Below are 20536 nucleotides of genomic sequence, written 5' to 3'. Positions count from 1 at the left end.
GTGTTTGTGGTTCTGTTGGGGGTGGGGGGGGGGGGGGGGGGTGGGGGGGGGGGTGGGGTGGGGGGGGTGGGGGGGGGGGGGGGGCGGCGGCGGGCGGGCCCCCCCCCCCCCCCCCCCCCCCCCCCCCCCCCCCGGTGGGGTAAGTGGGGTGGTGCGGTGGTCAGTTGTCCTTCAGGACGCCTGCGGCGCGGGCCTCGGTGAGCCACTCGGGGAATTCGACCATCAGCTGCTGGTACAGCTCGTCGGACGAGAGGGCGCGGGGGTCGCGGCCTGCGTGGAAGAAACCGGCGTTGTCGACGACGCGCTTGTCCGGGACGGCCAGGTCGTCGAGCTTGCGGAGGAAGTCGAAGCCCTTGGCCTCCGGGTCACCGAAGCCGATGAACTGCCAGAAGATGGGGAGCCCGGCGGCCTCGCAGAGTGCCTTTTCGGCGGCGGGCTTGGAGGTGGGGGCGCCGTCGGTCTGGAAGATGACGAAAGCGGGGGCGGTGGAGCCGGACTTCTTGTAGTGCTCGACCACGGCCGTGATCGCCCAGTGGTAGTTCGTGCGGCCCATGTGCCCGAGCCCGGCGTGCAGTTCCTCGATGCGGCCTTCGTAGTGGGCCAGGTCGAGGTCGGCGGTGCCGTCGATGTCGGTGGAGAAGAAGACGACCGGGACGGTGCCGTCGTCGTCGAGGTTCGCGGAGAGGCCGAGTGCCTGCTCGGCGAGGTGCTGGACGGTGCCGTCCTTGTAGTAGTTGCGCATCGAGCCGGAGCGGTCGAGGACGAGGTAGACGGCGGCACGCTGGGTGCCGAGCCCGTGCTTGTCCAGGACGGCGCCCGCGGACTTGTAGAGGCTGACGAGGCCGGGGGCGGTGGCCTCCACCTTGGTGAGGGAGATGGCGGTGGGGGAGGGGGAAGGGGAGGAGGCTGATGGTGCGGGGGTGGTGGCGTCGGCCGGGGTGGTGGTCGGGTCGGCCGGGGTGATCGAGTCGGCCGGGGTGGTCGGGTCGGCCGGGGTGATCGGCTCCGATTCCGGTGCGGGCGCCGGTGCCTTCGGTGCCTCCGATACCGGCTCCGGCTCCGGTGCCTTCGTTTCCGGCTCCGGCTCCGGCTCCGGCTTCGTTTCCGGCTCCGCCTTAGCCTTCGTCTCCGGCTCCGTTTCCGGCTCCGTCTCCGGCTCCGTCTCCGGCTGTGCTGCTGCCGGGACTTCGGGTGCGGCGGCTTCCTCGGGCTCGGTGGCCTCCGCGGCCCCCGTCTTCTCCGCGGCGTCCGCATCAGGGGCGTCCGCCTCGGGCGCGTTCGCTTCGGGCGCGTCCGTCGCCGCCTCGGCGGGGGCGGGCGTCTCCGCCTCGGTGTCCACCGGGGAGCTCTGGGCGGGCAGCGATGCGGTGGCCGGGGCGGCGGGTTCGGCGGCCGGTTCCGGGGTGGATTCGAGGGGGGCCGTGCGGGCGGCCGGGACTTCGGCCACCGGTGCGTCGGTTGCCGGGGACTCGCTCTCCGGCGCCGATGCGGCCTTGGCGGCTCCCGGGGCGGACTCCTCGCGGGCCTCCGGGATGGTGGCGGACGGGGTGGCCGGTTCCGGCGTTTCCGTGCCGCTCGGTGCCGCGCCGGACTCCTCGCGGGTCGCCTTGGAGCGACCGAAAGCGTTGCGCAGCAGACTCCGAATGCCCATCGGCGGACCTCTCTTGCGTGTGGTGGGGTGCGGCGTATGTCCCTGAAGCTACGGACATGTCCCTGACCAGGACGGATACGTAAGGGTAGCGGCCATCCCCGGCGTCACCGTGGGACCTCGCGTGCCGCGTGGTGGGCGCAGGGGGGAGTGTGCCGGTGGGATGCGGGGGCGGTCGGGCGGCGGGCCCGTGGCGGCCAAGATCCACTACGGGGACACGGTGGCGTCGGCGGGCGGGACGGGCTGTGCGCCCGGGTCCGGCCGGAGTGACGCGGATGCCCGTGTGCCGCTCTGTGCGTCCGGGGCGGGCGGCCGTGTGGCGGGGGAGCGGGCCGTGGCGGGACAACTCCCTTGAGCGGGGCGGCAGTACGCGCACATCGCGGGCCCGGGGGGCGTGCGGCCCGTCGCTTTTCCCGTGGGGCGGGCCGCCGTCCTTCCCGCCGTGCGGGCCGCACATCACGTCCCGGACACAGCCCGGCAAGAGCTGGGTAAGAACAGGGTCCGGCAGGTATCCGATGGTCGGATGCGCCCGTCTTATCCGGTGACGATAGGGCCAGGACCGTCCGTTGTTCGCTCCGGGCGGCCGGTGACCGGTACCAGGGCAAAAGCCCTCGCGAGGGTGACGGGAGATGCAGGCGCATGGGGCTGACCAGTCCATGGCTCGAATACACGGTGGTCGCGCTGGCGCTGATTCTCGTCGCGCTGACGGTGTGGCTGTGGCCGAGGCTGTCGGGGCGCGGGGCGCGGGTCCTGCTGGGGCGGCTCGGGGCGATCGTGCTGACCCAGGTGTCAATCGTGTGCGCGCTGGCCCTCGCGGTGAACAACAGCTTCGAGTTCTACGGCAGCTGGGACGACCTGCTGGGCAACAACGACAAGGCCCCGGTGGCGGTGAGCCAGGGCGGCGGGCAGTACACGTCCGTCGGGGACGTCAAGGGCGGTCTTGTGCAGCCTGCCGGGCCGCAGGGGCTCGACCGGGTGACGGGGCTGCCGCAGGGCCCGGCCGACAAGGTCGGCAAGATGGAGTCGGTACGGATCGTGGGGCGCAGGACCCGGGCCATCAACCCGGCGTTCGTCTATCTGCCGCCGCAGTACTTCCAGCCGCAGTTCCGCCGCCAGCGGTTCCCCGTCATGGTCGTGATCAGCGGCTACCCCGGCGGCATCATGAACCTCGCACAGCACCTCCAGATCCCGCAGAACGCCGGGAAGCTGATCGCCAAGGGGGCGATGCAGCCGACCGTGATGGTGATGGTGCGGCCGACGATCGCGCCGCCGCGGGACACCGAGTGCGTCGACGTGCCGGGCGGCCCGCAGGCCGAGACGTTCTTCACCAAGGACCTGCCGGACGCCATGAAGTCCGCGTACCGGGTGGGCCACGACCCCAGCGCCTGGGGCGCGTTCGGCTACTCGTCGGGCGGCAGCTGCTCGCTCCAGCTGGCGATGCGCAACCCGAAGATCTACACCTCGGCCGTCTCGCTCTCCGGCGACTACGCGATCAAGGACGACCTGACCACCGGCAGCTTGTTCGGCGCCGGGCCCGAGGGCGCCAAGCGCGAGCGGGAGCACGACCTGCTGTGGCGGCTGAAGCACCTGCCGGCGCCGCAGGTCTCCGCGCTCGTCGCCAGCAGCCGTAAGGGCGAGCCGGATTACGGCGCCACCATGCAGTTCATCCACGCCGTCAAGGCGCCGATGACCGTCGACTCGATCATCCTGCCGCGCGGCAGCCACCAGTTCGCGACCTGGCGGCGCGAGGTGGTGCCTGCGCTGGAGTGGCAGAGCAAGCAGCTGACGTTCCCGCAGGACGTCGAGGCGGCGCCCGCGAAGAAGCGGCCGGGTACGGGCGCGGAGCACGGCAAGGGCAAGGAGCAGGGGCCGGGCGCCGCGCACCCGGGGGCGCCGGCCGCGCCGTCGTCCAGGCCCGATGAGGACCGGCGGGCGGAGGCCGAGCCGGCCGGGCGCGGCTGAGATTCGGCTCCCCCGCCCCCTCCCCCCTCTCCCCCTACGGGGGAGGGGGCGGGGGTGGGTTCGGGGGTGGGGGGGGGACGGACGGGCCCGCCCACCCCCGAAACGTTCCAGGGCTTGCCCCGGCCCGCCCAACACCTCAGCCCCGCCCCCAACACCCCCGCCCCGCCCGTCCCTTCACGGCCGGTAAGCCATTCCCGGTTCGGGTGTCGCGGGCGACAGCAGCTGGGAGACGGTCACGATGGTGAAGCCGCGCTTCTTCAGCTCCTTGAGGATGCCGGGGACGGCCGGCACGGTGCCCTTGTAGATGTCGTGCAGCAGGATGACGCCGTCCTTCTCGGTCTGGTCGAGCACCCGCTTGGTGATCAGCTTCGAGTCGGTGGTCTGGTAGTCCTTGGCGGTCACGCTCCACAGGACCTGGGACAGGCCGAGCTCCTTGCTGATCTCGGAGACCTGTTCGTTGGTCCTGCCCTGCGGCGGGCGCATCAGCTTGGGCGTCTTGCCGGTGATCTTGTGGACCTGGTCCTGCACGCGGGAGAGTTCACGCTTGACCTCGGCCGGCTTGATGTCGGTCAGGATCTGGTGCGACCAGGTGTGGTTGGCCAGCTCGTGGCCCTCGCGGTCGATCCGCTTCACCTCGGCCGGGCGCTCGGCGATGTGGTTCTTGCCGAGCATGAAGAAGGTCGCGTGCACCTTCTCCTTCTTCAGGATGTCCAGCAGGTGGTTGGTGTTCTCGCTGGGGCCTGCGTCGAAGGTGAGCGCGACGCACTTGGCCTTGCGGCAGTCGACGTCGTCGCCGTTCGCGTCCTTGGCCCCGGCGCCGTTCTTGGCGTCCGCCGCGAGCTTCGCGTCCTTGGCCTTGACCGCCGCGGCGGGGGCGTCGTCGCGTGCGTCGGCCGGTGCGGTGACGTCGTAGTCGGTGCAGCCGCTGAGCGCCAGGGTCAGGGAGGTGGCGGCCAGCAGCCCGGCTATGGAACGGCGGCGGGCGGTGGCGGCGCGGGGGTGCTTCGGCATTGCGGGGCTCTTTCCGGGGTCGGGCAACAGATGTGTGGGGTCGGAGCCTGGCCGGGGCGACCACCCGGGAGGGAACTATACCTAGTGAGTACACACTCGATGTATAGGTGGGGGTGGGGGCCGGAGCGCGCCCGCTGTGGCCACCGCACGCCCCCCCCCGCGACGGCCCGCGCCCGCTCCCCCGCCCCGATCGGACGCGGCCCGCGCGACACCCGGGACCGCCCGCGGTGGACTCGTACCGTGACCGCACCGCCGGACGACTGCCTGGCCCGCAACGACTGGATCTGCGGCGACTACCTGAGCACTCGCCGCCGGATCCTGCTCGACGCGGTGCTCGAACACGTCCAGCTGACCGTGGTCTCCGTCCTGCTCGGCCTGGTGATCGCGCTCCCGCTGGCGCTGCTGGCCCGCCGCAGACGCTGGACGGTCGGCCCGGTGCTCGGCATCACCACCGTGCTCTACACGATCCCGTCGCTGGCGATGTTCTCGCTGCTGCTGCCGCTCTACGGCCTGTCCGCGACCCTCGTCGTGGCCGGCCTGGCGCTGTACTCGCTGACCCTGCTCGTCCGGAACATCCTGGCCGGCCTCGAAGGCGTACCCGCAGAGGCCAAGGACGCCGCCCGCGGCATGGGCTACGGGCCCACCCGCCAACTGCTCACCGTCGAACTGCCGCTGGCGCTGCCCGCGGCGATGGCCGGGCTGCGGATCGCCACCGTCTCGGCCGTCGCGCTCACCACCGTCGGCGCGATCGTCGGCCACGGCGGTCTGGGCAACCTCATCTACGCGGGCATGAACTCCTTCTTCAAGGCGCAGGTGCTCACCGCTTCGGTGCTGTGCGTGCTCATCGCCGTCGTCTTCGACCTGCTGCTGCTCGGCGCCGAGCGGCTGCTCACGCCGTGGCGGCGGGCCCGCACCGGGCGGCCGGCGCGCGGGCGGGGCGCGGGCGCGCGCCGGGTCGCCGCGGCCGGGCGGCGCCCGTGAACACCCTCTCCGCGGTCTGGTCCTGGCTGACCTGCGCCGCCCACTGGTCCGGTGAGAACGGCATCTGGCACCGCCTCGTCCAGCACTTCTGGCTCACCGTCGGCTGCCTCGCCGTCAGCTGCCTGATCGCGCTGCCCGTCGCGCTGACCCTCGGCCACCTCGGGCGCGGCGGCGCCCTCGCCGTCAACCTCGCCAACATCGGCCGTGCCGTCCCCACCTTCGCCATCCTCGTGCTGCTGCTCCTGACCCCGCTCGGGCGGCACGGGCAGTGGCCGACCGTCATCGCGCTGGTGCTGTTCGCCGTCCCGCCGCTGCTGACCAACGCCTACGTCGGGATGCGCGAGGTCGACCAGGACGTGGTGCGGGCCGCCCGGGGCATGGGGATGACGGGCCATCAGCTCGTGTGGCGGGTCGAACTGCCGCTGGCCTTCCCGCTGGTGCTGACCGGCATCCGGATCGCCGCCGTCCAGCTGGTGGCCACCGCCACGCTCGCCGCGCTGGTCGGCGGCGGCGGCCTCGGCCGGATCATCACCGCGGGCTTCAACCTCGCCTCCACCCCGCAGGTCGTCGCGGGCGCCGTCGTCGTCGCGGTGTTCGCGCTGCTGATGGAGGCGGCCTTCGAGGCCGGGCAGCGGTGCGCGCCGGCCTGGGTGCGCGGACGGATGCGATGACGCCGGCCGCCCCCAGGCGGCGCCGCCGCGTACCCGCCGCCGTGCTGTGCGGCGCCCTCCTGGCGGCCTGCACCGGCGGCCCGTCCCTGGAGGACCGCGGCACCGTCACCGCGTCACCTGGCGAGGGGCACGACCTGTCCATCGGCTCGGCGGGCTTCACCGAGAGCGAGCTGCTCGCCCAGATGTACGCGGCGCTGCTCGGTGCGGCCGGCTTCCACGCCGACATCCTCACCGTCGGCAACCGCGAGCTGTACGAACCCGCCCTGGAGAGTGGCCAGATCGACGTCGTCCCGGAGTACGCCGCCACCTTCGCCGACTGGCTCAACGCCAAGACCCACGGCCCGAAGGCGCCGCCCGTCGCCTCCCCCGACCTCGCCACCACCATGACCGCGCTGCGCAAGCTGACCGCCCCGCGCGGCCTGTCCGCCCTCGCACCCGGCCGCGCCGTCGACCAGAACGCCTTCGCCGTCAGCGCCGCCTACGCGGCCAGGCACCGCCTCAAGACCCTCAGCGACCTGGGCCGGGCGAAGCTGCCGGTACGGCTCGCGGCGGGCGACGAGTGCGTGCAGCGGCCGTTCTGTGCGCCGGGCCTGAAGAAGACGTACGGCATCGACGTCACGGCCGTCGACCCCAAGGGCGTCGGCACCACCCCCGCCAAACAGGCCGTGCAGAACGGCCAGGACCAGATGGTGCTGACCACCAGCACGGACGCCACCCTCGACCAGTTCGGCCTGGTGGTGCTCGCCGACGACAAGAAGCTCCAGAACGCCGACCACGTCATCCCCGTCGTCAACCGCGCCCGCGCCGGCAGCCCCCGTGTCACCGCCGCACTCGACCGCCTCAACTCCGTCCTGACCACCGCCGACCTGGCCCGCCTCAACCAGCGCGTGGACAGCTGGCGGCGGCTGCCCGCCGACGTGGCCCGCGACTACCTCACGTCCAAGGGCCTGCTGCCGAAGAAGCCCTGAGGACTGTCACCGGGTCGGCACCGAGTCCACCTCGTCCCGCTCGCGCGGCGCGCCCCGCTCGTCGGGGGCGATGGTGCGGCGCAGTGCCTCATGGAGCGCCGTCGGGGTCAGCACCCCCAGGAAGCGGTGGCCCTCCAGGACCGCGATCCAGCCCGCGTCGTGCTTGAGCATCTCGCTGAACGCCTGCTTCAGCGTGCCGGTCACCGGAACCCACGCCTCCATCCGGCGCGCGTGCCCGGAGACGGGACCTGCGGCCCCGGCCAGCTCCTCGGTGCCCACCCAGCCGTGCAGCTCCCCCGCCTCGTCCAGCACCACCGCCCAGCGGGCGTTCTCGGCGCGCAGCCTGGCGACCGCGTCGGCCGCCGGTTCGCCGAGCCGCGCGAACGGCGGGCGCTCCAGACCGGCCCGGTCGATGCCGGTCACCGACAGCTGCTTCAACGCCCGGTCGGAGCCGACGAATCCGGCGACGTACGGGGAGGCGGGGGCGCCGAGCACCCGCGCGGGGGTGTCGTACTGCTCGATCCTGCCCTCCCCGTAGACGGCGATGCGGTCGCCGAGCCGGATCGCCTCCTCGATGTCGTGGGTGACCAGCAGCACCGTCTTGTGCATGGCCTCCTGGAGGCGGAGGAATTCGTTCTGGAGGTGTTCGCGGACGACGGGGTCGACGGCGCCGAAGGGTTCGTCCATGAGGAGGACGGGTGGGTCGGCGGCGAGTGCGCGGGCCACGCCGACGCGTTGGCGCTGGCCGCCGGAGAGCTGGTCGGGGTAGCGGTCGCCGTAGACGGCCGGGTCCAGGCCGACCAGGTCGAGGAGTTCGGCCGCCCGCTCGCGGGCCCTCGGCTTCTTCCAGCCGGTCAGCACCGGCACCGTCGCGGTGTTGTCGAGGACCGTGCGGTGCGGGAAGAGCCCGGTCTGCTGGATGACGTAGCCGATGCGGCGGCGCAGCCGTACCGGGTCGACGGCGGCGACATCCGAGCCCTCGACGAGGATGCGTCCGGCCGTGGCGTCGATGAGGCGGTTGACCATCATCATCGTCGTGGTCTTGCCGCAGCCCGACGGGCCGACGAGGGTCACCAGTTCGCCCTCGCCGACCTCGAAGGAGAGGTCGTCGACGGCGGTGGTTCCGTCGGGGTAGCGCTTGGTGACGGACTCGAACCGGATCATCGGCCCATTGAATCCCGCACCGCACCGCCGGTCCCCTCATGCGGGCAAACGAGTGGGCCCGCCCGGTGCGGGCCCGCAGCGCCGCTTTGCCCGGGGGGCCGTACGAGTTGCTTCCGTGACGCCGCCTTCCCTCCTGCCGCGTCCGGCCGCACCGCCGTGCTTACGATCCACTCCGGCCTCCGGTCGGAAGGGTGGAAGGGAACGCCACGATGAGAGCCGTAGCAGTCAGCGCATTCGGTGCACAGCCGCAGCTCATGGATCTGCCACAGCCCGAGCCAGGGCCCGGTGAGGTCCTGGTGCGGCTGGCCGCAGCCGGGGTCAACCCGATCGACTGGAAGGTCGCCGACGGCATGTACGGGGATCCGTCGACGACCTCGTTCCCGCTGGTCCTGGGGACGGACGGGGCGGGTGAGGTGCTGGCCGTCGGGACCGGCGTACGGCGGTTCACCGCCGGTGACGCGGTGTTCGGGCAGTTCCAGTGGCCGGAGCGGGGCGGCGGTTCGTACGCCGAACTCGCGGTCACCGGTGAGCGGTCCCTCGCCCCGGCCGCCCGCAGCGTCACCTACGCGACGTCGGCCGCCGTGCCGACGGCCGGCATGACGGCCTACAACCTGGTCGAGGAGACCCGGATCAGCGAGGGGCGCCGGGTGCTGATCGTCGGCGCCACCGGCGGGGTGGGCACCTTCGTCACACAGCTCGCGCACGGCCGCGGCGCCGACGTCATCGCCACCGCACGCCCGGCCATGTCGGACCTGATGCGGACGCTGGGCGCGAACGAGACCGTCGACCACACCGCGGGCCAGGTCGCCGAGCAGGTGCTCGCCGCGCACCCGGACGGGGTGGACGTGCTGATCGACCTGACCAGTGGCCCCGCGGAGTTCGTCGCGATGATGGGGACGGTGCGGGACGGCGGCACGGCGGTCTCGACGGTCGGCTCGGCCGACGCCGACGTGCTCACCGAGCACAACCTCCGCGGCTTCAACTTCGTCAACCGGCCGTCCCCGCAGCTCCTCGACATCCTCGCGGGGCAGGTCGACGCGGGCCGGCTGACGGTCCTGGTCGGCAGGGAAGTGCCCCTGGAGGAGGCCCCCGAGGTCCTGGAGACCAGCCGCAGCGGCCGGGCCCACGGCAAGACGGTGCTGGAGATCTGACGGCAGGACGGCGGCCGTACGGCGCGCGGCCCCGCGGGACATCGTCCGCGGGGCCGCGCGCCGTTGTGTGTACCGAAGCGGACGGGCCGCCCCGGGTCAGTGGCGGGCGGGGAGCACGGCGCGCAGGGCGCGGGCGGCGGGTGGAGCCACGGCCGTGGCCAGCGCGGTCAGCAGCGCGGCGCAGGCCAGCAACGTGATGCCGGTGCGCAGCGACGCGGTCAGCGCGTCCGCGTACGCGGCGGCGGCCGGGCGCGGGAGGGCGGCGGGCAGCGCCGCCAGGGCGTGGTTGCGGGCCGTCGCGAGGGCGGCGGCGAGCAGCGCGGTGGCGGCGGCGCAGCCGGCCGCGGCGCACAGCAGCGCGCGGCGTCTGCGGCGCGCCAGCAGCAGCCCGGCCGGCAGGCACAGCGCGGCGACCGGCGGCAGCACCAGGGCGGCGGTCCGCACGGCCTGGTGGACGGCGCGGGCCCGCGGCACGTCGGACGCGTGCAGCAGCACGATCCGGGCGCCGGTGCTCGGCACCCGGCGGGCGATGTCGATGCCCAGGCCGTTCGCCGACAGCTGGTGCTTGACGCGTTCGATGACCGGGGTCAGGTCGAGGACGACCGGGGAGCTGCCGTACGCGGTCAGGGTGGCGTCCAGGGCCTGGTGCGCGCTGCGGTGCACCTGCCGCCAGACGGCGGGGAACCCGCGCCCGGTCACCACCTGCCGCACCTGCTTGTCCACGAACTCGCGCAGGCCCCGGGTGAACCGCTCGCGCAGCGCGGGCCGTTGGGCGTGCGGGATGGCCTTCAGCAGGCCGTCGATCCTGACGTGGCCCATCACGCCGTCGGTGACGTCCCCGACGATGGCGTTCTGGATGGTGCGGTCGCCGGAGAGCGGCGCGACGGCCGCCACGTAGCGGCGGGTGTCGGTCAGCTCGTTGCGCGCCCAGATGACGGTCAGGCTCAGCGGCAGCAGCAGCGTGCCGATCAGCAGCAGCGCCGCGGCGGCTGACGCCCGGCCGGGGCGGCGGCCCGCCGCGCGCGGCGTCCCCGGCCCCGCCACCCGGCCGCCCGCACGTACGGGTGCGCTCGCTGACATCGCGTCCCGGTCCTTCCTCCAGCGGGTGGGCAGTGGCCACGTCCCAGGCAAGTGGCTGCGGACCACGGCCGCGAGCGGGGCCGGTGCCAACGGGTGACCCGGCGGACAGGCACGGAGGGTCAGGTGCGGGCCGTGCCGGCGGACGGCTCGGCCGCGGTGGCGCGGCGCCCGGTGGCCGCGGTGCCGCGCCGGCCGCGGAACAGCAGCGCGGCGCCGCCGAGCAGCCCCGCGCCGATCAGCCAGCTCGGCCAGGCGGTCTGCCCCGCGGCGCTCTCCGGGTGGGTCTCGGGCAGGTCGTCGACGTCACCCGAGCAGGAGGCGGGGGCCGCGGAACCGGCGGCGTAGACGCAGACGGTGGTGGCCGCGCGCAGGGTGCCGGGCGCGGCCGTCGCGGTGTCGGCGCGCTCGCCGAGAACGGCACTCGCGGTGAGCAGCCGTGCGGCGTGCGCGGCGATGTCGGTGTGCCACACGGCCGTGCGGTCCGCGGTGATCCGGCCACCGGGCGCGGTCACCGACTCGGTGGTGGCGGGCAGCCGCTGCTCGACGCGGGCGCCGTGCAGCGCGGTGGCGCCGAGGTTGCGGACCGTGACGCGGTAGTCGAGCCGGTCGCCCGCCGCGGCGTCGGCGGTGCCGTCGGTCACCTCGACCTCCACCTGCGGCGCGACGGGCGGGGCGAGCGGGCGCGGCTGGGCCGCGGCCTGGGAGGGAAGGGCGGCGGCGCACAGCAGCACACCGAGTACGACGGTTCGCATGCCGCCCATCCGAGCACCACGGGCACCCAGGGCCGGTCCGTGCGGCCCGCGGCGCGGCCGGTTTCACCCCGGCGAGTGGGCGCCGGTGAGCCATCGGGTCAGGTGCGATCGGTGTCCGGGTACGGCCCGGGTTCGGGCACCGGCCCTCAGCGCCTCCTCTCCGGCCCCGGGCGGCACCGGCCCGAAGAACTCGCCATCCAGGAGAACTGATCGACTCGGTGCGCGCGTCCAACCTGGTGAACGATGCACAGAGTTGACGGTGTGTGACCGTGGCGTCTCTCCTGGAGGGCTGTGCGTGGAAAGACCTGAAGTAATCCGATGGAGGAGCTCATGAAGTCCTGGCGCACCCGTATCGCTCTCGGCCTCGCCGTGGGTGCCGCAGTGGTCACCGTGCCGCTGACCGCCTCGTCCGCTTTCGCCGCCGGTCCGCCGCCCGGTGACGGCTGGCAGCCGGTCGGTGGCGAGTCGTACAGCTCCTGGCAGGCCTGCTACGACCAGATGCAGAGCGACCTGCCGCTGAGCCCTCAGTACCACGAGGCCACCTGCGTCAGCGACCCCCAGCCCGGCCTCCCCAACTTCTACTCGGAGTGGATGCGCTGAGCTCGTTCCGTATGGTCAGGCCCTGAACGATTCCTCGAACGTGACCAGGCCGGACCATGAGGAGCAGGGTCAGGGCCTGTGCCTGAACTCCGGCCGCGCGCACCGGAGTTCGGACGCAGGCCCTCAGTGTTGGTGCGGGCCAGGCCGGTGGACCGGGCCGTGGGTGTCCTCGCAGTGGCCGTTCGTGCGGTGCTCGGGCCCGGGGCCCGAGGTGACGTGCAGGACGGCGTCGGCCCCGTCCTGTTCGCCCACGTGGTCGACCTGGAGGGTGGCGTGCGTGACGCCGTACTCGGTGCTCAGCAGTTCCTGGAGGCGGCGGCGGACCTTGTGGCAGTCGCCGCCGGGGGCGACCAGGATGTGCGCGGAGAGCGCGGGCTCACCGGAGGTGATCTGCCAGATGTGCAGGTCGTGGATCTCGACGACCTCGTCGGCCGCCACCAGGTGGTCGCCGAGCGCGTCCGGGTCGACGCCGGCCGGTGCGGCCTCCATGAAGATCCGTCCTGACTCGCGGACCAGCCCGTAGCCCGCCCGCAGCATCAGCGCGACGACGACGAGCGTGGCCAGCGCGTCGGCCCGTGCGAAGCCGGTGGTCAGCACGATCAGGCCGGCCACTGCGGTGGCGACGAAGCCGAACAGGTCGGTGAGGATGTGCTGGTAGGCGCCCTCGACGTTCAGGCTTGAGCGGTTGGCCCTGGACAGGAACCAGGTGGCGATCAGGTTCACCACCACCCCCGCCAGCGCGGTGACCAGGACCAGGCCGCCGGTGACCTCGGGCGGCGCGATCAGCCGCTGCACCGCCTCGTACGCCAGCCACACGGACAGGACGAGCAGGGTGATGCCGTTGGCCTGGGCGGAGAGGATCTCGGCGCGCTTGAGGCCGTAGGTGTAGCCGCCGCGTGCGGGCCGGGCGGCCAGCCGCATGGCGATCAGTGCCAGCACGATCGACGCGGCGTCGGTGAGCATGTGGGCGGCGTCGGAGATCAGCGCCAGCGAACGGGCCAGCACGCCGATGACCACCTCGACGGCCATGAAGGCGGTGATCAGTACCAGTGCGGCGCGCAGCCAGCGCCGGTCGGCGTCCGGCGCGACGGTGTGCGAGTGACTGTGGGAATGGCCGTGGCTGCCGTGCGGGCGGTCCGGGGGGTGTGAGTGGTGCCCGTGGGCGTGCTCGGTCATGGCGCGCTCCTTCCTGGGTCGTCCGGGGGAAGCAAACCGCACTTCGGCAAAAGATCCAAAGGCTGCATCGGTGACCGTTGTCATTACCGTCGAACGGCCCAAAGTGCCTGGTCACAGCGGTCCTTACCGGGAGGGCGCGGAGGTGGCGGCGGGGCGTGGCATCGCGGGCAGGTCCGCCGGTACCCCTTGCTAGCGGCTGCCGCAGCGACGATCTTTGGTGTGCCCGCGGGCCCGCGTACCGGGCGCGGGGCGCGCGCACGACCGCGACGCCCCCGCCCCTTTGCGTGCCCTATACAGCTAACAAGGGAGCGTTGTGCCCGCGAACCGAGCAGCGCCTGACATCCTGTCGCCGGAATTCGCCGCCGACCCCTACCGCGCGTACCGGATCATGCGGGACGACTTCCCGCTCATCCACCACGAGGCCACCGGGAGCTACATCGTCTCGCGCTACGAGGACGTCGAACGGGCCTTCAAGGACCCGGTGTTCACCACCGACAACTACGACTGGCAGCTGGAGCCGGTGCACGGGCGCACCATCCTCCAGATGAGCGGACGCGAGCACGCCGTGCGCCGGGCGCTGGTCGCCCCCGCCTTCCGGGGCCGCCCCCTGGAGGAGTCCTTCCTGCCGGTCATCGAGCGCAACGCCAGGGAACTCGTCGACGGCTTCCGGGAATCGGGCAGCGCCGACCTCGTCGACCGCTTCGCCACCCGCTTCCCCGTCAACGTCATCGCCGACATGCTCGGCCTGGACCGCGCCGACCACGACCGCATCCACCGCTGGTACACCGCGATCATGGGCTTCCTCGGCAACCTCAGCCAGGACCCCGAGGTCGCCGATGCCGGACTGCGCACCCGGGACGAATTCGCCGCCTACCTGCTGCCGTTGATCCGCGAGCGCCGCGCGCACCCCGGCGACGACCTGCTGTCCACGCTGTGCGCCGCCGAGATCGACGGCACGCGGATGAGCGACGAGGACATCAAGGCGTTCTGCAGCCTGCTGCTGACGGCCGGCGGCGAGACCACCGACAAGGCGCTCTCCGGCATCGTGCACAACCTGCTGCGCCATCCCGAGCAGCTGGCCGCGGTGCGCGCGGACCGTTCGCTGATCGCCCGCGCCTTCGCCGAGACGCTGCGCTACACCCCGCCGGTGCACATGATCATGCGTCAGGTCTCCGAAGACGTCACGATAGGCGGCGGCCAGGTGCCCGCAGGGGCCACCGTCACCTGCCTGATAGGCGCCGCGGGACGCGACGAGCGGCGCTACGCGGACCCCGACACCTTCGACATCCACCGCACCGACCTGTCCGCCACCACCGCCTTCTCGGCGGCGGCCGACCACCTCTCGTTCGCCCTGGGCCGGCACTTCTGCGTCGGCGCCCTGCTGGCGAAGGCGGAGGTCGAGACCGGCATCGGCCTCCTCCTGGACGCCCTGCCCGACCTGGCACTCGCGGACGGGGCCGCCCCACGCGAACAGGGCGTCTTCACACGGGGGCTGGACAGTTTGCCGGTGACGTTCACACCGACGGCCGGGGGGTGAGGGAGGGGGCGGCTGCGCGTGAGGCGCGGCGTTTCCCCCCCACCCCCGAACCCACCCCCGCCCCCTCCCCCGTAGGGGGAGAGGGGGGAGGGGGCGGGGGAGCGATCTGCGGCCCGCTCACCCGCCCGCGGGCCGTCCGGTCACCTAGTCGGCGCCCCCGGTGCCGGAACCGGCGTGTACGCGGGGGTGAACTCGACCGGCAGGGCGGTCAGTCCGCGCATCCACAGCGACGGGTGCCACACCAGTGCCTCTTCCGGCACCGCGAGCATCACGTCGGGCAGCCGGTCGAGCAGCACCTCGACCGCGGCCCGTGCGATCACCTCGGCCAGCTCGGGTGCCGGGTACGGGCAGGCGTGTTCGCCGTGGCTGAAGGACATGTGGGCCTGGTTGCTGTCCGCGCCCGCCGCCGTGAAGTCCGGCCTGACCTGCGGGTCGGTGTTGGCAGCCGCGAGGCCCATGACGAGCAGGTCGCCCGCCTTGATGCGGCGACCGCCGAGCTGGGTGTCGCGGGCGGCCCAGCGTCCGATGTAGTTCTGCGTCGGGGTGTCCTGCCACAGCACTTCGTTGAGCGCCTGGCCGACGCTGCGCCGGCCGCCGGACAGGCTCACCGCGAACCGGTCGTCGGTCAGCATCAGCCGCAGGGTGTTGCCGATCCAGTTGGCGGTCGGCTGCTGGGCCGCGGCCATCACCACCAGCAGGTCGATGACCACCTCTTCCTCGGCGAGCCCTGCCGGGTGGGCCAGCAGCCGGGACGGCACGTCGGGGCCCGGCTGCGCGTGCTTGGCGCGCACCAGGCGCGCCATCCGGGCGGCGACCCGCTGGTGCGCGTCGATCGCGCCGGGGCCCTCGTCCAGCGACCCGGCGATGTCGACGACGAGCTGGGGCACCTCGTCAGGCGGCAGGCCGAACAGCTCGGCGACGACCAGCAGCGGCAGCCGCAGCGCGTAGTCCGCCATCAGGTCCGCGTCGCCGCGCCCGGCGAATTCGTCGGCGAGGCCGTCGGCGAGCCGCTCGCAGATCTGCCGCAGCTCGAACTGGTCGACGGCGAGCAGCGCGTCGCTGATCGCGCCGGACCGCCGCCGGTGCTCGGCGCCCTCGGCGAACATCACCGACGGCTGGTAGCCGACGAACGGCATCAGCGGCCAGTCGTCGGGGATGTCCTTCCAGGCGTGCCAGCGGCGCGAGTCCCTGGCGAACAGCTCGTTGTTGGACGTCACCTGGTGCACCTCGCGGTAGCCGAGAACGAACCAGGCGGGGATGTCGCCGTCCAGCAGGACCGGCGCGACCGGCCCGTGGGTGCGCCGCATCTCCCGGTAGAGCCGCGCCGGGTCGCCGCTGAGCCCCTCTCCGTACAGCGGTACGGCGCCGTTGGAGGCGTGGGCGGGGCAGCCGACGGGCGGCGGGTACTGCTCGGTCACGGTGCGGTCTCCTGGACGGACAGGGCGTAGAGGTGGTCGACGAGGGTGATCAGCACGGTCTTGGCCGATTCGCGGTCGCGGGCGTCGCAGTCGATCAGCGGGATGTCAGGCGACAGGTCCAGCGCCTCGCGCACCTGTTCCGGGCTGTGCTGGGGGCCGCCGAAGTCGTTGCGGGCGACGATGAAGGGCATGCCGTGCGCCTCAAGGCGGTCGATGGCGTACCAGGAGTCGTCGAGACGCCGGGTGTCCACCAGCACCACGGCGCCCAGCGTCCCGGAGAACAGCCGGTCCCACAGGAACCAGAAGCGCTCCTGTCCCGGCGCGCCGAACAGGTAGAGGACGGCGCTGTCGTTGACGCTGATCCGCCCGAAGTCGAAGGCGACGGTCGTGGTCGACTTCGCCTCCACGCCGGTGGGGTCGTCGACCCCCACTCCGGCGCGGGTCATCGTCTCCTCGGTGCTCAGCGGCCGGATCTCGCTGACCGATCTGACCATCGTGGTCTTGCCGACGCCGAAGCCGCCGACGATCACGATCTTCAGGCCGTTGTCGGCGGTGGCGCGCAGCGGCGTGCGGGACGCGGCGGCGTCCGGCGCGTCCGCGGCGGCCCCGGCTCGCTCGGTCTCAGAGGCGGTGGAGTGCATCGAGCACCTCCTTCAGCAGGTCGGTGTCGGGAAGGTGGGCCTGCGTGACGGGCCGCGGGTGGCGGGCGGTGACCTTGCCGGTGTCCAGCAGGTCGGACAGCAGGATCCGGACGACGCTCACCGGCATCCGCAGCTCCGCCGAGACCTCCACGACGGCCACCGGGCGGCGGCACATGGTCAGGATCCGGACGTGCTCGGACTGCATGCCGGGCGCCGGTTCGCACTCGCTGACGATCAGGGTGACCAGGTCGAGCGTGCGGTCGTCGGCGGCCCGGCTTCGGCCGCCGGTGACGGTGTAGAGCCGGTCCGGATCGTCGTCGGGACCGAGCCTTCTCATGCCGGCTGCTCCGGGCTGAGCGTCCGGCCCTCGTCGCGCGGCGCGGCCTGGAGGTAGTCGCCGATCTGCTCGACGAGTTCGTTCATGTTGAAGCCGATCAGGCCGACGTCGGCGTCCTCGACGGCCAGCAGCGCCAGGTGGGCGCCGTGCCCGGCTTCCACGATGAACAGGATCCCGCCGTGGAACTCCGTCATCGCCTGCCGGACGCCGCCGGTGCCGTCGCCGAACTCGACCGATGCGCCGTGCGACAGGCTCTGTATGCCCGAGGCGATGGCGGCGAGCTGGTCGGCCTGGTCGACGGTCAGGCCCGGCGAGTGGCAGAGCTTGAGGCCGTCCCGGGAGAGCACCAGCGCGTGCCGGGCACCCGGCGTCTTCTGGAGGAGGTTTTCCAGCATCCAGTCGAGGCTGCGGTCGGTCGTGTTCGTCATCGGATGTCGTCCTCCGGACGTGCGGGAGCGGGAGCGGGGGGTGATGCGGGCGGGCCGTCGGGGGCCGGGGTGGGGTCGCCGGGGGCGGGGGTGCCCTGGACGGCCCGGCGGAAGGTGCGGAAGCGTTCCGCGGCCTCTTCCCGGGAGCGGGCCGGGCGGGGGGTCGCGGGACGGGCCGCCGGTGCCCGGCCCGTGCCGGACGGCGCGGTGGTGCCCAGGGTCTGGCCGCGGCGCCGCTTGGGCAGGCCGCTCTCGCCGAACTCGGGCGCGGGGGTGGCGCGTGCGGCCTGGGGCGGCACGGTGGGCGCCGCCGGCGCGGGAGGCGCCACGGGGGCGGGCGGCGCGGCCGGTGCGGACGGGGCCACGGGGGCGACGGGCTCGGAGGGGGCCCGCACCGCCTGCGGCCCGGGTGCCGGGGCCGCCTCGTGCACGGTGTCCCGCACCGCGTCACGGCCCGCAGGACGCGCCTCGGTGATCAGCTGCTGCGGGATCAGCACCACGACGCCGGTGCCGCCGCGTGCCGACGGCCGGAACGAGACGTGCAGTCCGTGCTTGCGGGCCAGGCAGCCGACGACGGCGAGGCCGAGCCGGGTGCCGGACAGCGACATCAGGTCGAGGGTGGCGGCGGAGACCGCGCTCTCGGCGCGGCGCAGCGCCGTCTCGCTCATCACCAGGCCGCTGTCCTCGACGGAGACCACCACACCGGCCTGCGCCTCCTCGACGTACACGTGCACCGGCGAGGTGGGCGGCGAGAAGGAGGCGGCGTTGTCCATCACTTCGGCGAGCGCGTGCATGATGCCTTCGGCGGCGTGGCCGGCGACCGCGGCGGTGCTGCTGTTGTGCAGCTGGACCCTGCGGTAGGCGCTGATCCGGCCCATCGCGCCGCGCAGGATGCTCTCCATCGCGATCGGCTTGTTCCAGCGGCGTCCCGAGCGGGCGCCGGTCAGCACGGCTATGGAGTCCGCGAGCCGGCCGGCCTGTGCGGTGGAGTGGTCCAGCCTCAGCAGGTCGCCCAGGACTTCCTCGCCGTGCCGGTTCTCCATCTCGCGCAGGTCGGCGAGCATGCCGGTGGCCAGGGCCTGGACCCGGCCGGCGGCGTTGGCGCAGGCGGACATCGCAGCCGCCCGCATCCGCTCGCCGCGCCCGACCTCGACCGCCAGGGTCCGCATGATCCGCCGGTGCGCGGCGTTGGCGGGCTGCGCGGTGCGGCCCAGCGCGGTGTCGGCCGATGCGCCGTCGCGGAGCCGGTCGACCAGCGCGGGCAGCGTCTCGTCGGCGAGCAGTTCGGCCTCGGCCCGTACGGCGTCGGCTTCGGCCCGTACCGCGTCCGCCTCGGCGAGGTGGCGCCTGGACTGCCGCTGTCCGTGGACCGCGACGGTGACGGCGGCGCTCAGCAGGACGGCTGCCGCGCCGCCGCACCAGGCCAGCGGCGTCCTGACGGTGTCGGGCGCGGTGAGCACGGCCCACAGGCACAGCCCGCCGGAGACCAGGAGCGCGGCCGGCAGGGTGAGCAGCGCGTCGCCGAGCGGTGAGCGCGCTGCCTGATGGCGGGAGGGTGGCTGTGGTGGCATCGGACAGGTCCTCGGAGCGATGGCGGCGGCGATACGGAAAAGGGGTGTGAGGCTTGGGGTGGCGGGCAGGATGTGGCGGGCCGTCCGATGGGCTGTGGCCGGCCGGATCGCGGCGCGCGCTCACGGCGTAAGCGGAAGATCGACTGCACTTTATCCGCTCGGCGGCCTCCGGCAACCCTGTGCTCAGCAGGCAGATTCAGCGCCTGACGCGGGCCGTGCGGGGGTGGTGCACGGGGCAGTTCGGGAGCTGTCCGCATATACGCGCTGATGGCGCATCAGGCCAAGCGTCACATACGGGGTGATGCCGTATCAGGCGTTTCCCGGATCTGCTCGCGGGCGGTCCGCCCGGCGCTCACGCCCGGCGCGCGCCGGCTCCCGCGACAGGATGCAACAAGGCGTACTCCAGCGGCGCCGACGGGTCGACCGAGACGTCGAGCGGCGCCGGTGCGGTGCCCGCCTGCACCAGGAGGTCGCCGACCGCGGCGATCATGGCGCCGTTGTCCGTGCACAGCCGCAGCGGCGGCACCCGCAGCGTGATCCCGGCCGCCGTGCAGCGCTCCTCGGCCAGCGACCGCACCCGGGAGTTGGCGGCCACCCCGCCCACCACGACCAGCGTCCGTACGTCGTGCTCGGCGCAGGCGGCCACCGCCTTGCGGGTCAGGACGTCGGCGACCGCCTCCTGGAGGGATGCCGCGCCGTCCGCGAGCGGCAGCGGGCCGCCCGCCGCGCGATGGCGCTCCGCCCAGCGGGCCGCCGCGGTCTTCAGACCGGAGAAGGAGAAGGCGAAGCGGGTGTCGTGCGTGCCGGAGGTCAGCGGCCGGGGAAAGGGGACAGCGCGCGGATCCCCCGCGCGCGCTGCCCGGTCGATGGCGGGCCCGCCCGGGTAGGGCAGCCCGAAGACCCGCGCGACCTTGTCGAAGCACTCGCCCGCCGCGTCGTCGATGGTGTCGCCGAGGTGCACGATCGGATCGCGTGCCAGGTCACGGACGAGCAGCAGCGAGGTGTGGCCGCCGGAGACGATCAGCACCATGCAGGGGTCGGGCAGCGGGCCGTGTGCGAGGGTGTCGGCCGCGACGTGCCCGGCGAGGTGGTGCACGCCGTACAGCGGGACGCCCAGCGCGTAGGCGAGCCCCTTGGCGCCGGCCAGGCCCACCTGGAGCGCGCCGGAGAGCCCGGGTCCTGTGGTGACGGCGACGGCACCGATGTCGGCGGCGCGCAGCCCCGCGTCGTCCAGGGCGCGGCGCACCACGGGGGTCAGGGCGTGCACATGGGCGCGGGCGGCGATCTCCGGGACCACGCCGCCGAACCGCGCGTGCTCGTCCATGCTCGACGCCAGCGCGTGCCCGAGCAGCCGGCCGCCCTGCACCAGGCCGGCGCCCGTCTCGTCGCAGGACGACTCGATCCCCAGCACCACCGGCGAGCCCATCGGCGGTCCTCCTT

Annotated in this window: 19 protein-coding genes; 7 read left to right on the top strand and 12 right to left on the bottom strand. The window is 73.5% G+C overall.

Translation table 11 applies throughout. The annotated features are described in order from the left end of the window. Positions 1–160: 160 nt before the first annotated feature. A complete protein-coding gene (locus tag ACGFNI_RS16200) occupies positions 161–1651 on the bottom strand; it encodes a vWA domain-containing protein (protein ID WP_393684244.1) in 1491 nt (496 codons plus the stop codon). A gap of 636 nt (positions 1652–2287) precedes the next feature. Here ACGFNI_RS16200 and ACGFNI_RS16195 point away from each other — a divergent pair. Beyond that, positions 2288–3610: an alpha/beta hydrolase gene (locus ACGFNI_RS16195; protein ID WP_393684242.1), complete on the top strand. Its 1323-nt coding sequence runs from the start codon at positions 2288–2290 to the stop codon at positions 3608–3610. A gap of 174 nt (positions 3611–3784) precedes the next feature. Here the strand turns inward: ACGFNI_RS16195 and ACGFNI_RS16190 are convergent, their stop codons facing one another. Beyond that, positions 3785–4621, bottom strand: a complete 837-nt coding sequence (locus ACGFNI_RS16190; protein WP_393684240.1) for a polysaccharide deacetylase family protein — start codon at positions 4619–4621, stop codon at positions 3785–3787. Between the two features lie 240 nt (positions 4622–4861). On the opposite strand from ACGFNI_RS16190, the gene ACGFNI_RS16185 reads away from it, so the two are divergent. The 3 genes from ACGFNI_RS16185 to ACGFNI_RS16175 are packed head-to-tail and all read left to right on the top strand — an operon-like array spanning position 4862 to position 7241. Continuing rightward, the gene (locus ACGFNI_RS16185) at positions 4862–5602 is read left to right on the top strand and encodes an ABC transporter permease (RefSeq protein ID WP_393684239.1); all 741 of its coding nucleotides are present in this window, start codon (positions 4862–4864) and stop codon (positions 5600–5602) included. Further along, positions 5599–6273: an ABC transporter permease gene (locus tag ACGFNI_RS16180; protein ID WP_393684238.1), complete on the top strand. Its 675-nt coding sequence runs from the start codon at positions 5599–5601 to the stop codon at positions 6271–6273. The genes ACGFNI_RS16185 and ACGFNI_RS16180 overlap by 4 nt, the downstream gene beginning before the upstream one ends. Beyond that, positions 6270–7241 (top strand): ABC transporter substrate-binding protein, encoded by a 972-nt coding sequence (locus tag ACGFNI_RS16175; RefSeq protein ID WP_393684236.1) that lies wholly within the window; start codon positions 6270–6272, stop codon positions 7239–7241. The genes ACGFNI_RS16180 and ACGFNI_RS16175 overlap by 4 nt, the downstream gene beginning before the upstream one ends. Before the next feature lie 6 nt (positions 7242–7247). Here the strand turns inward: ACGFNI_RS16175 and ACGFNI_RS16170 are convergent, their stop codons facing one another. Further along, positions 7248–8405, bottom strand: coding sequence for an ABC transporter ATP-binding protein (locus ACGFNI_RS16170; protein ID WP_393684234.1), 1158 nt, complete (start codon positions 8403–8405; stop codon positions 7248–7250). 209 nt (positions 8406–8614) lie between these two features. Between ACGFNI_RS16170 and ACGFNI_RS16165 the strand changes: the two genes are divergently transcribed. Further along, entirely contained in the window at positions 8615–9556 is a 942-nt protein-coding gene (locus tag ACGFNI_RS16165) for an NADP-dependent oxidoreductase (RefSeq protein ID WP_393684232.1), read from the top strand. A gap of 96 nt (positions 9557–9652) precedes the next feature. On the opposite strand, the gene ACGFNI_RS16160 is transcribed toward ACGFNI_RS16165, so the two are convergent. Both ACGFNI_RS16160 and ACGFNI_RS16155 read right to left on the bottom strand, forming a co-directional pair. Further along, the gene (locus ACGFNI_RS16160) at positions 9653–10636 is read right to left on the bottom strand and encodes a hypothetical protein (RefSeq protein ID WP_393684230.1); all 984 of its coding nucleotides are present in this window, start codon (positions 10634–10636) and stop codon (positions 9653–9655) included. A gap of 119 nt (positions 10637–10755) precedes the next feature. Continuing rightward, positions 10756–11388 (bottom strand): hypothetical protein, encoded by a 633-nt coding sequence (locus tag ACGFNI_RS16155; protein ID WP_393684229.1) that lies wholly within the window; start codon positions 11386–11388, stop codon positions 10756–10758. 318 nt (positions 11389–11706) lie between these two features. On the opposite strand from ACGFNI_RS16155, the gene ACGFNI_RS16150 reads away from it, so the two are divergent. Continuing rightward, a complete protein-coding gene (locus ACGFNI_RS16150) occupies positions 11707–11988 on the top strand; it encodes a hypothetical protein (RefSeq protein WP_393684227.1) in 282 nt (93 codons plus the stop codon). Between the two features lie 123 nt (positions 11989–12111). Here ACGFNI_RS16150 and ACGFNI_RS16145 read toward each other — a convergent pair whose 3' ends face one another. Beyond that, positions 12112–13164 (bottom strand): cation diffusion facilitator family transporter, encoded by a 1053-nt coding sequence (locus ACGFNI_RS16145; RefSeq protein ID WP_393684225.1) that lies wholly within the window; start codon positions 13162–13164, stop codon positions 12112–12114. A gap of 388 nt (positions 13165–13552) precedes the next feature. Here ACGFNI_RS16145 and ACGFNI_RS16140 point away from each other — a divergent pair, with 388 nt between their 5' ends. Continuing rightward, a complete protein-coding gene (locus tag ACGFNI_RS16140) occupies positions 13553–14701 on the top strand; it encodes a cytochrome P450 (RefSeq protein ID WP_393684647.1) in 1149 nt (382 codons plus the stop codon). Positions 14702–14841: 140 nt separating this feature from the next. On the opposite strand, the gene ACGFNI_RS16135 is transcribed toward ACGFNI_RS16140, so the two are convergent. The 6 genes from ACGFNI_RS16135 to tsaD all read right to left on the bottom strand — a co-directional run bounded on the left by ACGFNI_RS16135 (position 14842) and on the right by tsaD (position 20522). Then, positions 14842–16119, bottom strand: a complete 1278-nt coding sequence (locus tag ACGFNI_RS16135) for a cytochrome P450 (protein ID WP_393684224.1) — start codon at positions 16117–16119, stop codon at positions 14842–14844. After that, the gene (locus ACGFNI_RS16130; protein ID WP_393684222.1) at positions 16116–16760 is read right to left on the bottom strand and encodes an ATP/GTP-binding protein; all 645 of its coding nucleotides are present in this window, start codon (positions 16758–16760) and stop codon (positions 16116–16118) included. The genes ACGFNI_RS16135 and ACGFNI_RS16130 overlap by 4 nt, the downstream gene beginning before the upstream one ends. Further along, complete coding sequence (locus ACGFNI_RS16125; RefSeq protein ID WP_393684220.1) at positions 16741–17097, bottom strand: DUF742 domain-containing protein; 357 nt, start codon at positions 17095–17097, stop codon at positions 16741–16743. Before ACGFNI_RS16125 ends, ACGFNI_RS16130 begins: the two co-directional genes overlap by 20 nt. Continuing rightward, positions 17094–17525, bottom strand: a complete 432-nt coding sequence (locus ACGFNI_RS16120) for a roadblock/LC7 domain-containing protein (protein ID WP_227047172.1) — start codon at positions 17523–17525, stop codon at positions 17094–17096. Before ACGFNI_RS16120 ends, ACGFNI_RS16125 begins: the two co-directional genes overlap by 4 nt. Next, entirely contained in the window at positions 17522–19096 is a 1575-nt protein-coding gene (locus tag ACGFNI_RS16115; protein ID WP_393684218.1) for a sensor histidine kinase, read from the bottom strand. The genes ACGFNI_RS16120 and ACGFNI_RS16115 overlap by 4 nt, the downstream gene beginning before the upstream one ends. Positions 19097–19448: 352 nt before the next feature. Further along, complete coding sequence (gene tsaD, locus ACGFNI_RS16110; RefSeq protein ID WP_393684216.1) at positions 19449–20522, bottom strand: tRNA (adenosine(37)-N6)-threonylcarbamoyltransferase complex transferase subunit TsaD; 1074 nt, start codon at positions 20520–20522, stop codon at positions 19449–19451. Between the last annotated feature and the right edge of the window lie 14 nt (positions 20523–20536).

It is taken from the genome of Streptomyces sp. NPDC048644 (assembly GCF_043199105.1).
Lineage (GTDB): Bacteria > Actinomycetota > Actinomycetes > Streptomycetales > Streptomycetaceae > Streptomyces.
This window is presented reverse-complemented; position numbering and strand designations above follow the sequence as displayed.

Bases quoted from the DNA above. Each gene is read 5' to 3' on its own strand.
- ACGFNI_RS16200 (WP_393684244.1), bottom strand. From the start codon at position 1,651: ATGGGCATTCGGAGTCTGCTGCGCAACGCTTTCGGTCGCTCCAAGGCG.
- ACGFNI_RS16195 (WP_393684242.1), top strand. From the start codon at position 2,288: ATGGGGCTGACCAGTCCATGGCTCGAATACACGGTGGTCGCGCTGGCG.
- ACGFNI_RS16190 (WP_393684240.1), bottom strand. From the start codon at position 4,621: ATGCCGAAGCACCCCCGCGCCGCCACCGCCCGCCGCCGTTCCATAGCC.
- ACGFNI_RS16175 (WP_393684236.1), top strand. From the start codon at position 6,270: ATGACGCCGGCCGCCCCCAGGCGGCGCCGCCGCGTACCCGCCGCCGTG.
- ACGFNI_RS16170 (WP_393684234.1), bottom strand. From the start codon at position 8,405: ATGATCCGGTTCGAGTCCGTCACCAAGCGCTACCCCGACGGAACCACC.
- ACGFNI_RS16165 (WP_393684232.1), top strand. From the start codon at position 8,615: ATGAGAGCCGTAGCAGTCAGCGCATTCGGTGCACAGCCGCAGCTCATG.
- ACGFNI_RS16160 (WP_393684230.1), bottom strand. From the start codon at position 10,636: ATGTCAGCGAGCGCACCCGTACGTGCGGGCGGCCGGGTGGCGGGGCCG.
- ACGFNI_RS16155 (WP_393684229.1), bottom strand. From the start codon at position 11,388: ATGCGAACCGTCGTACTCGGTGTGCTGCTGTGCGCCGCCGCCCTTCCC.
- ACGFNI_RS16150 (WP_393684227.1), top strand. From the start codon at position 11,707: ATGGAGGAGCTCATGAAGTCCTGGCGCACCCGTATCGCTCTCGGCCTC.
- ACGFNI_RS16145 (WP_393684225.1), bottom strand. From the start codon at position 13,164: ATGACCGAGCACGCCCACGGGCACCACTCACACCCCCCGGACCGCCCG.
- ACGFNI_RS16140 (WP_393684647.1), top strand. From the start codon at position 13,553: ATGCGGGACGACTTCCCGCTCATCCACCACGAGGCCACCGGGAGCTAC.
- ACGFNI_RS16130 (WP_393684222.1), bottom strand. From the start codon at position 16,760: ATGCACTCCACCGCCTCTGAGACCGAGCGAGCCGGGGCCGCCGCGGAC.
- ACGFNI_RS16125 (WP_393684220.1), bottom strand. From the start codon at position 17,097: ATGAGAAGGCTCGGTCCCGACGACGATCCGGACCGGCTCTACACCGTC.
- ACGFNI_RS16120 (WP_227047172.1), bottom strand. From the start codon at position 17,525: ATGACGAACACGACCGACCGCAGCCTCGACTGGATGCTGGAAAACCTC.
- ACGFNI_RS16115 (WP_393684218.1), bottom strand. From the start codon at position 19,096: ATGCCACCACAGCCACCCTCCCGCCATCAGGCAGCGCGCTCACCGCTC.
- tsaD (WP_393684216.1), bottom strand. From the start codon at position 20,522: ATGGGCTCGCCGGTGGTGCTGGGGATCGAGTCGTCCTGCGACGAGACG.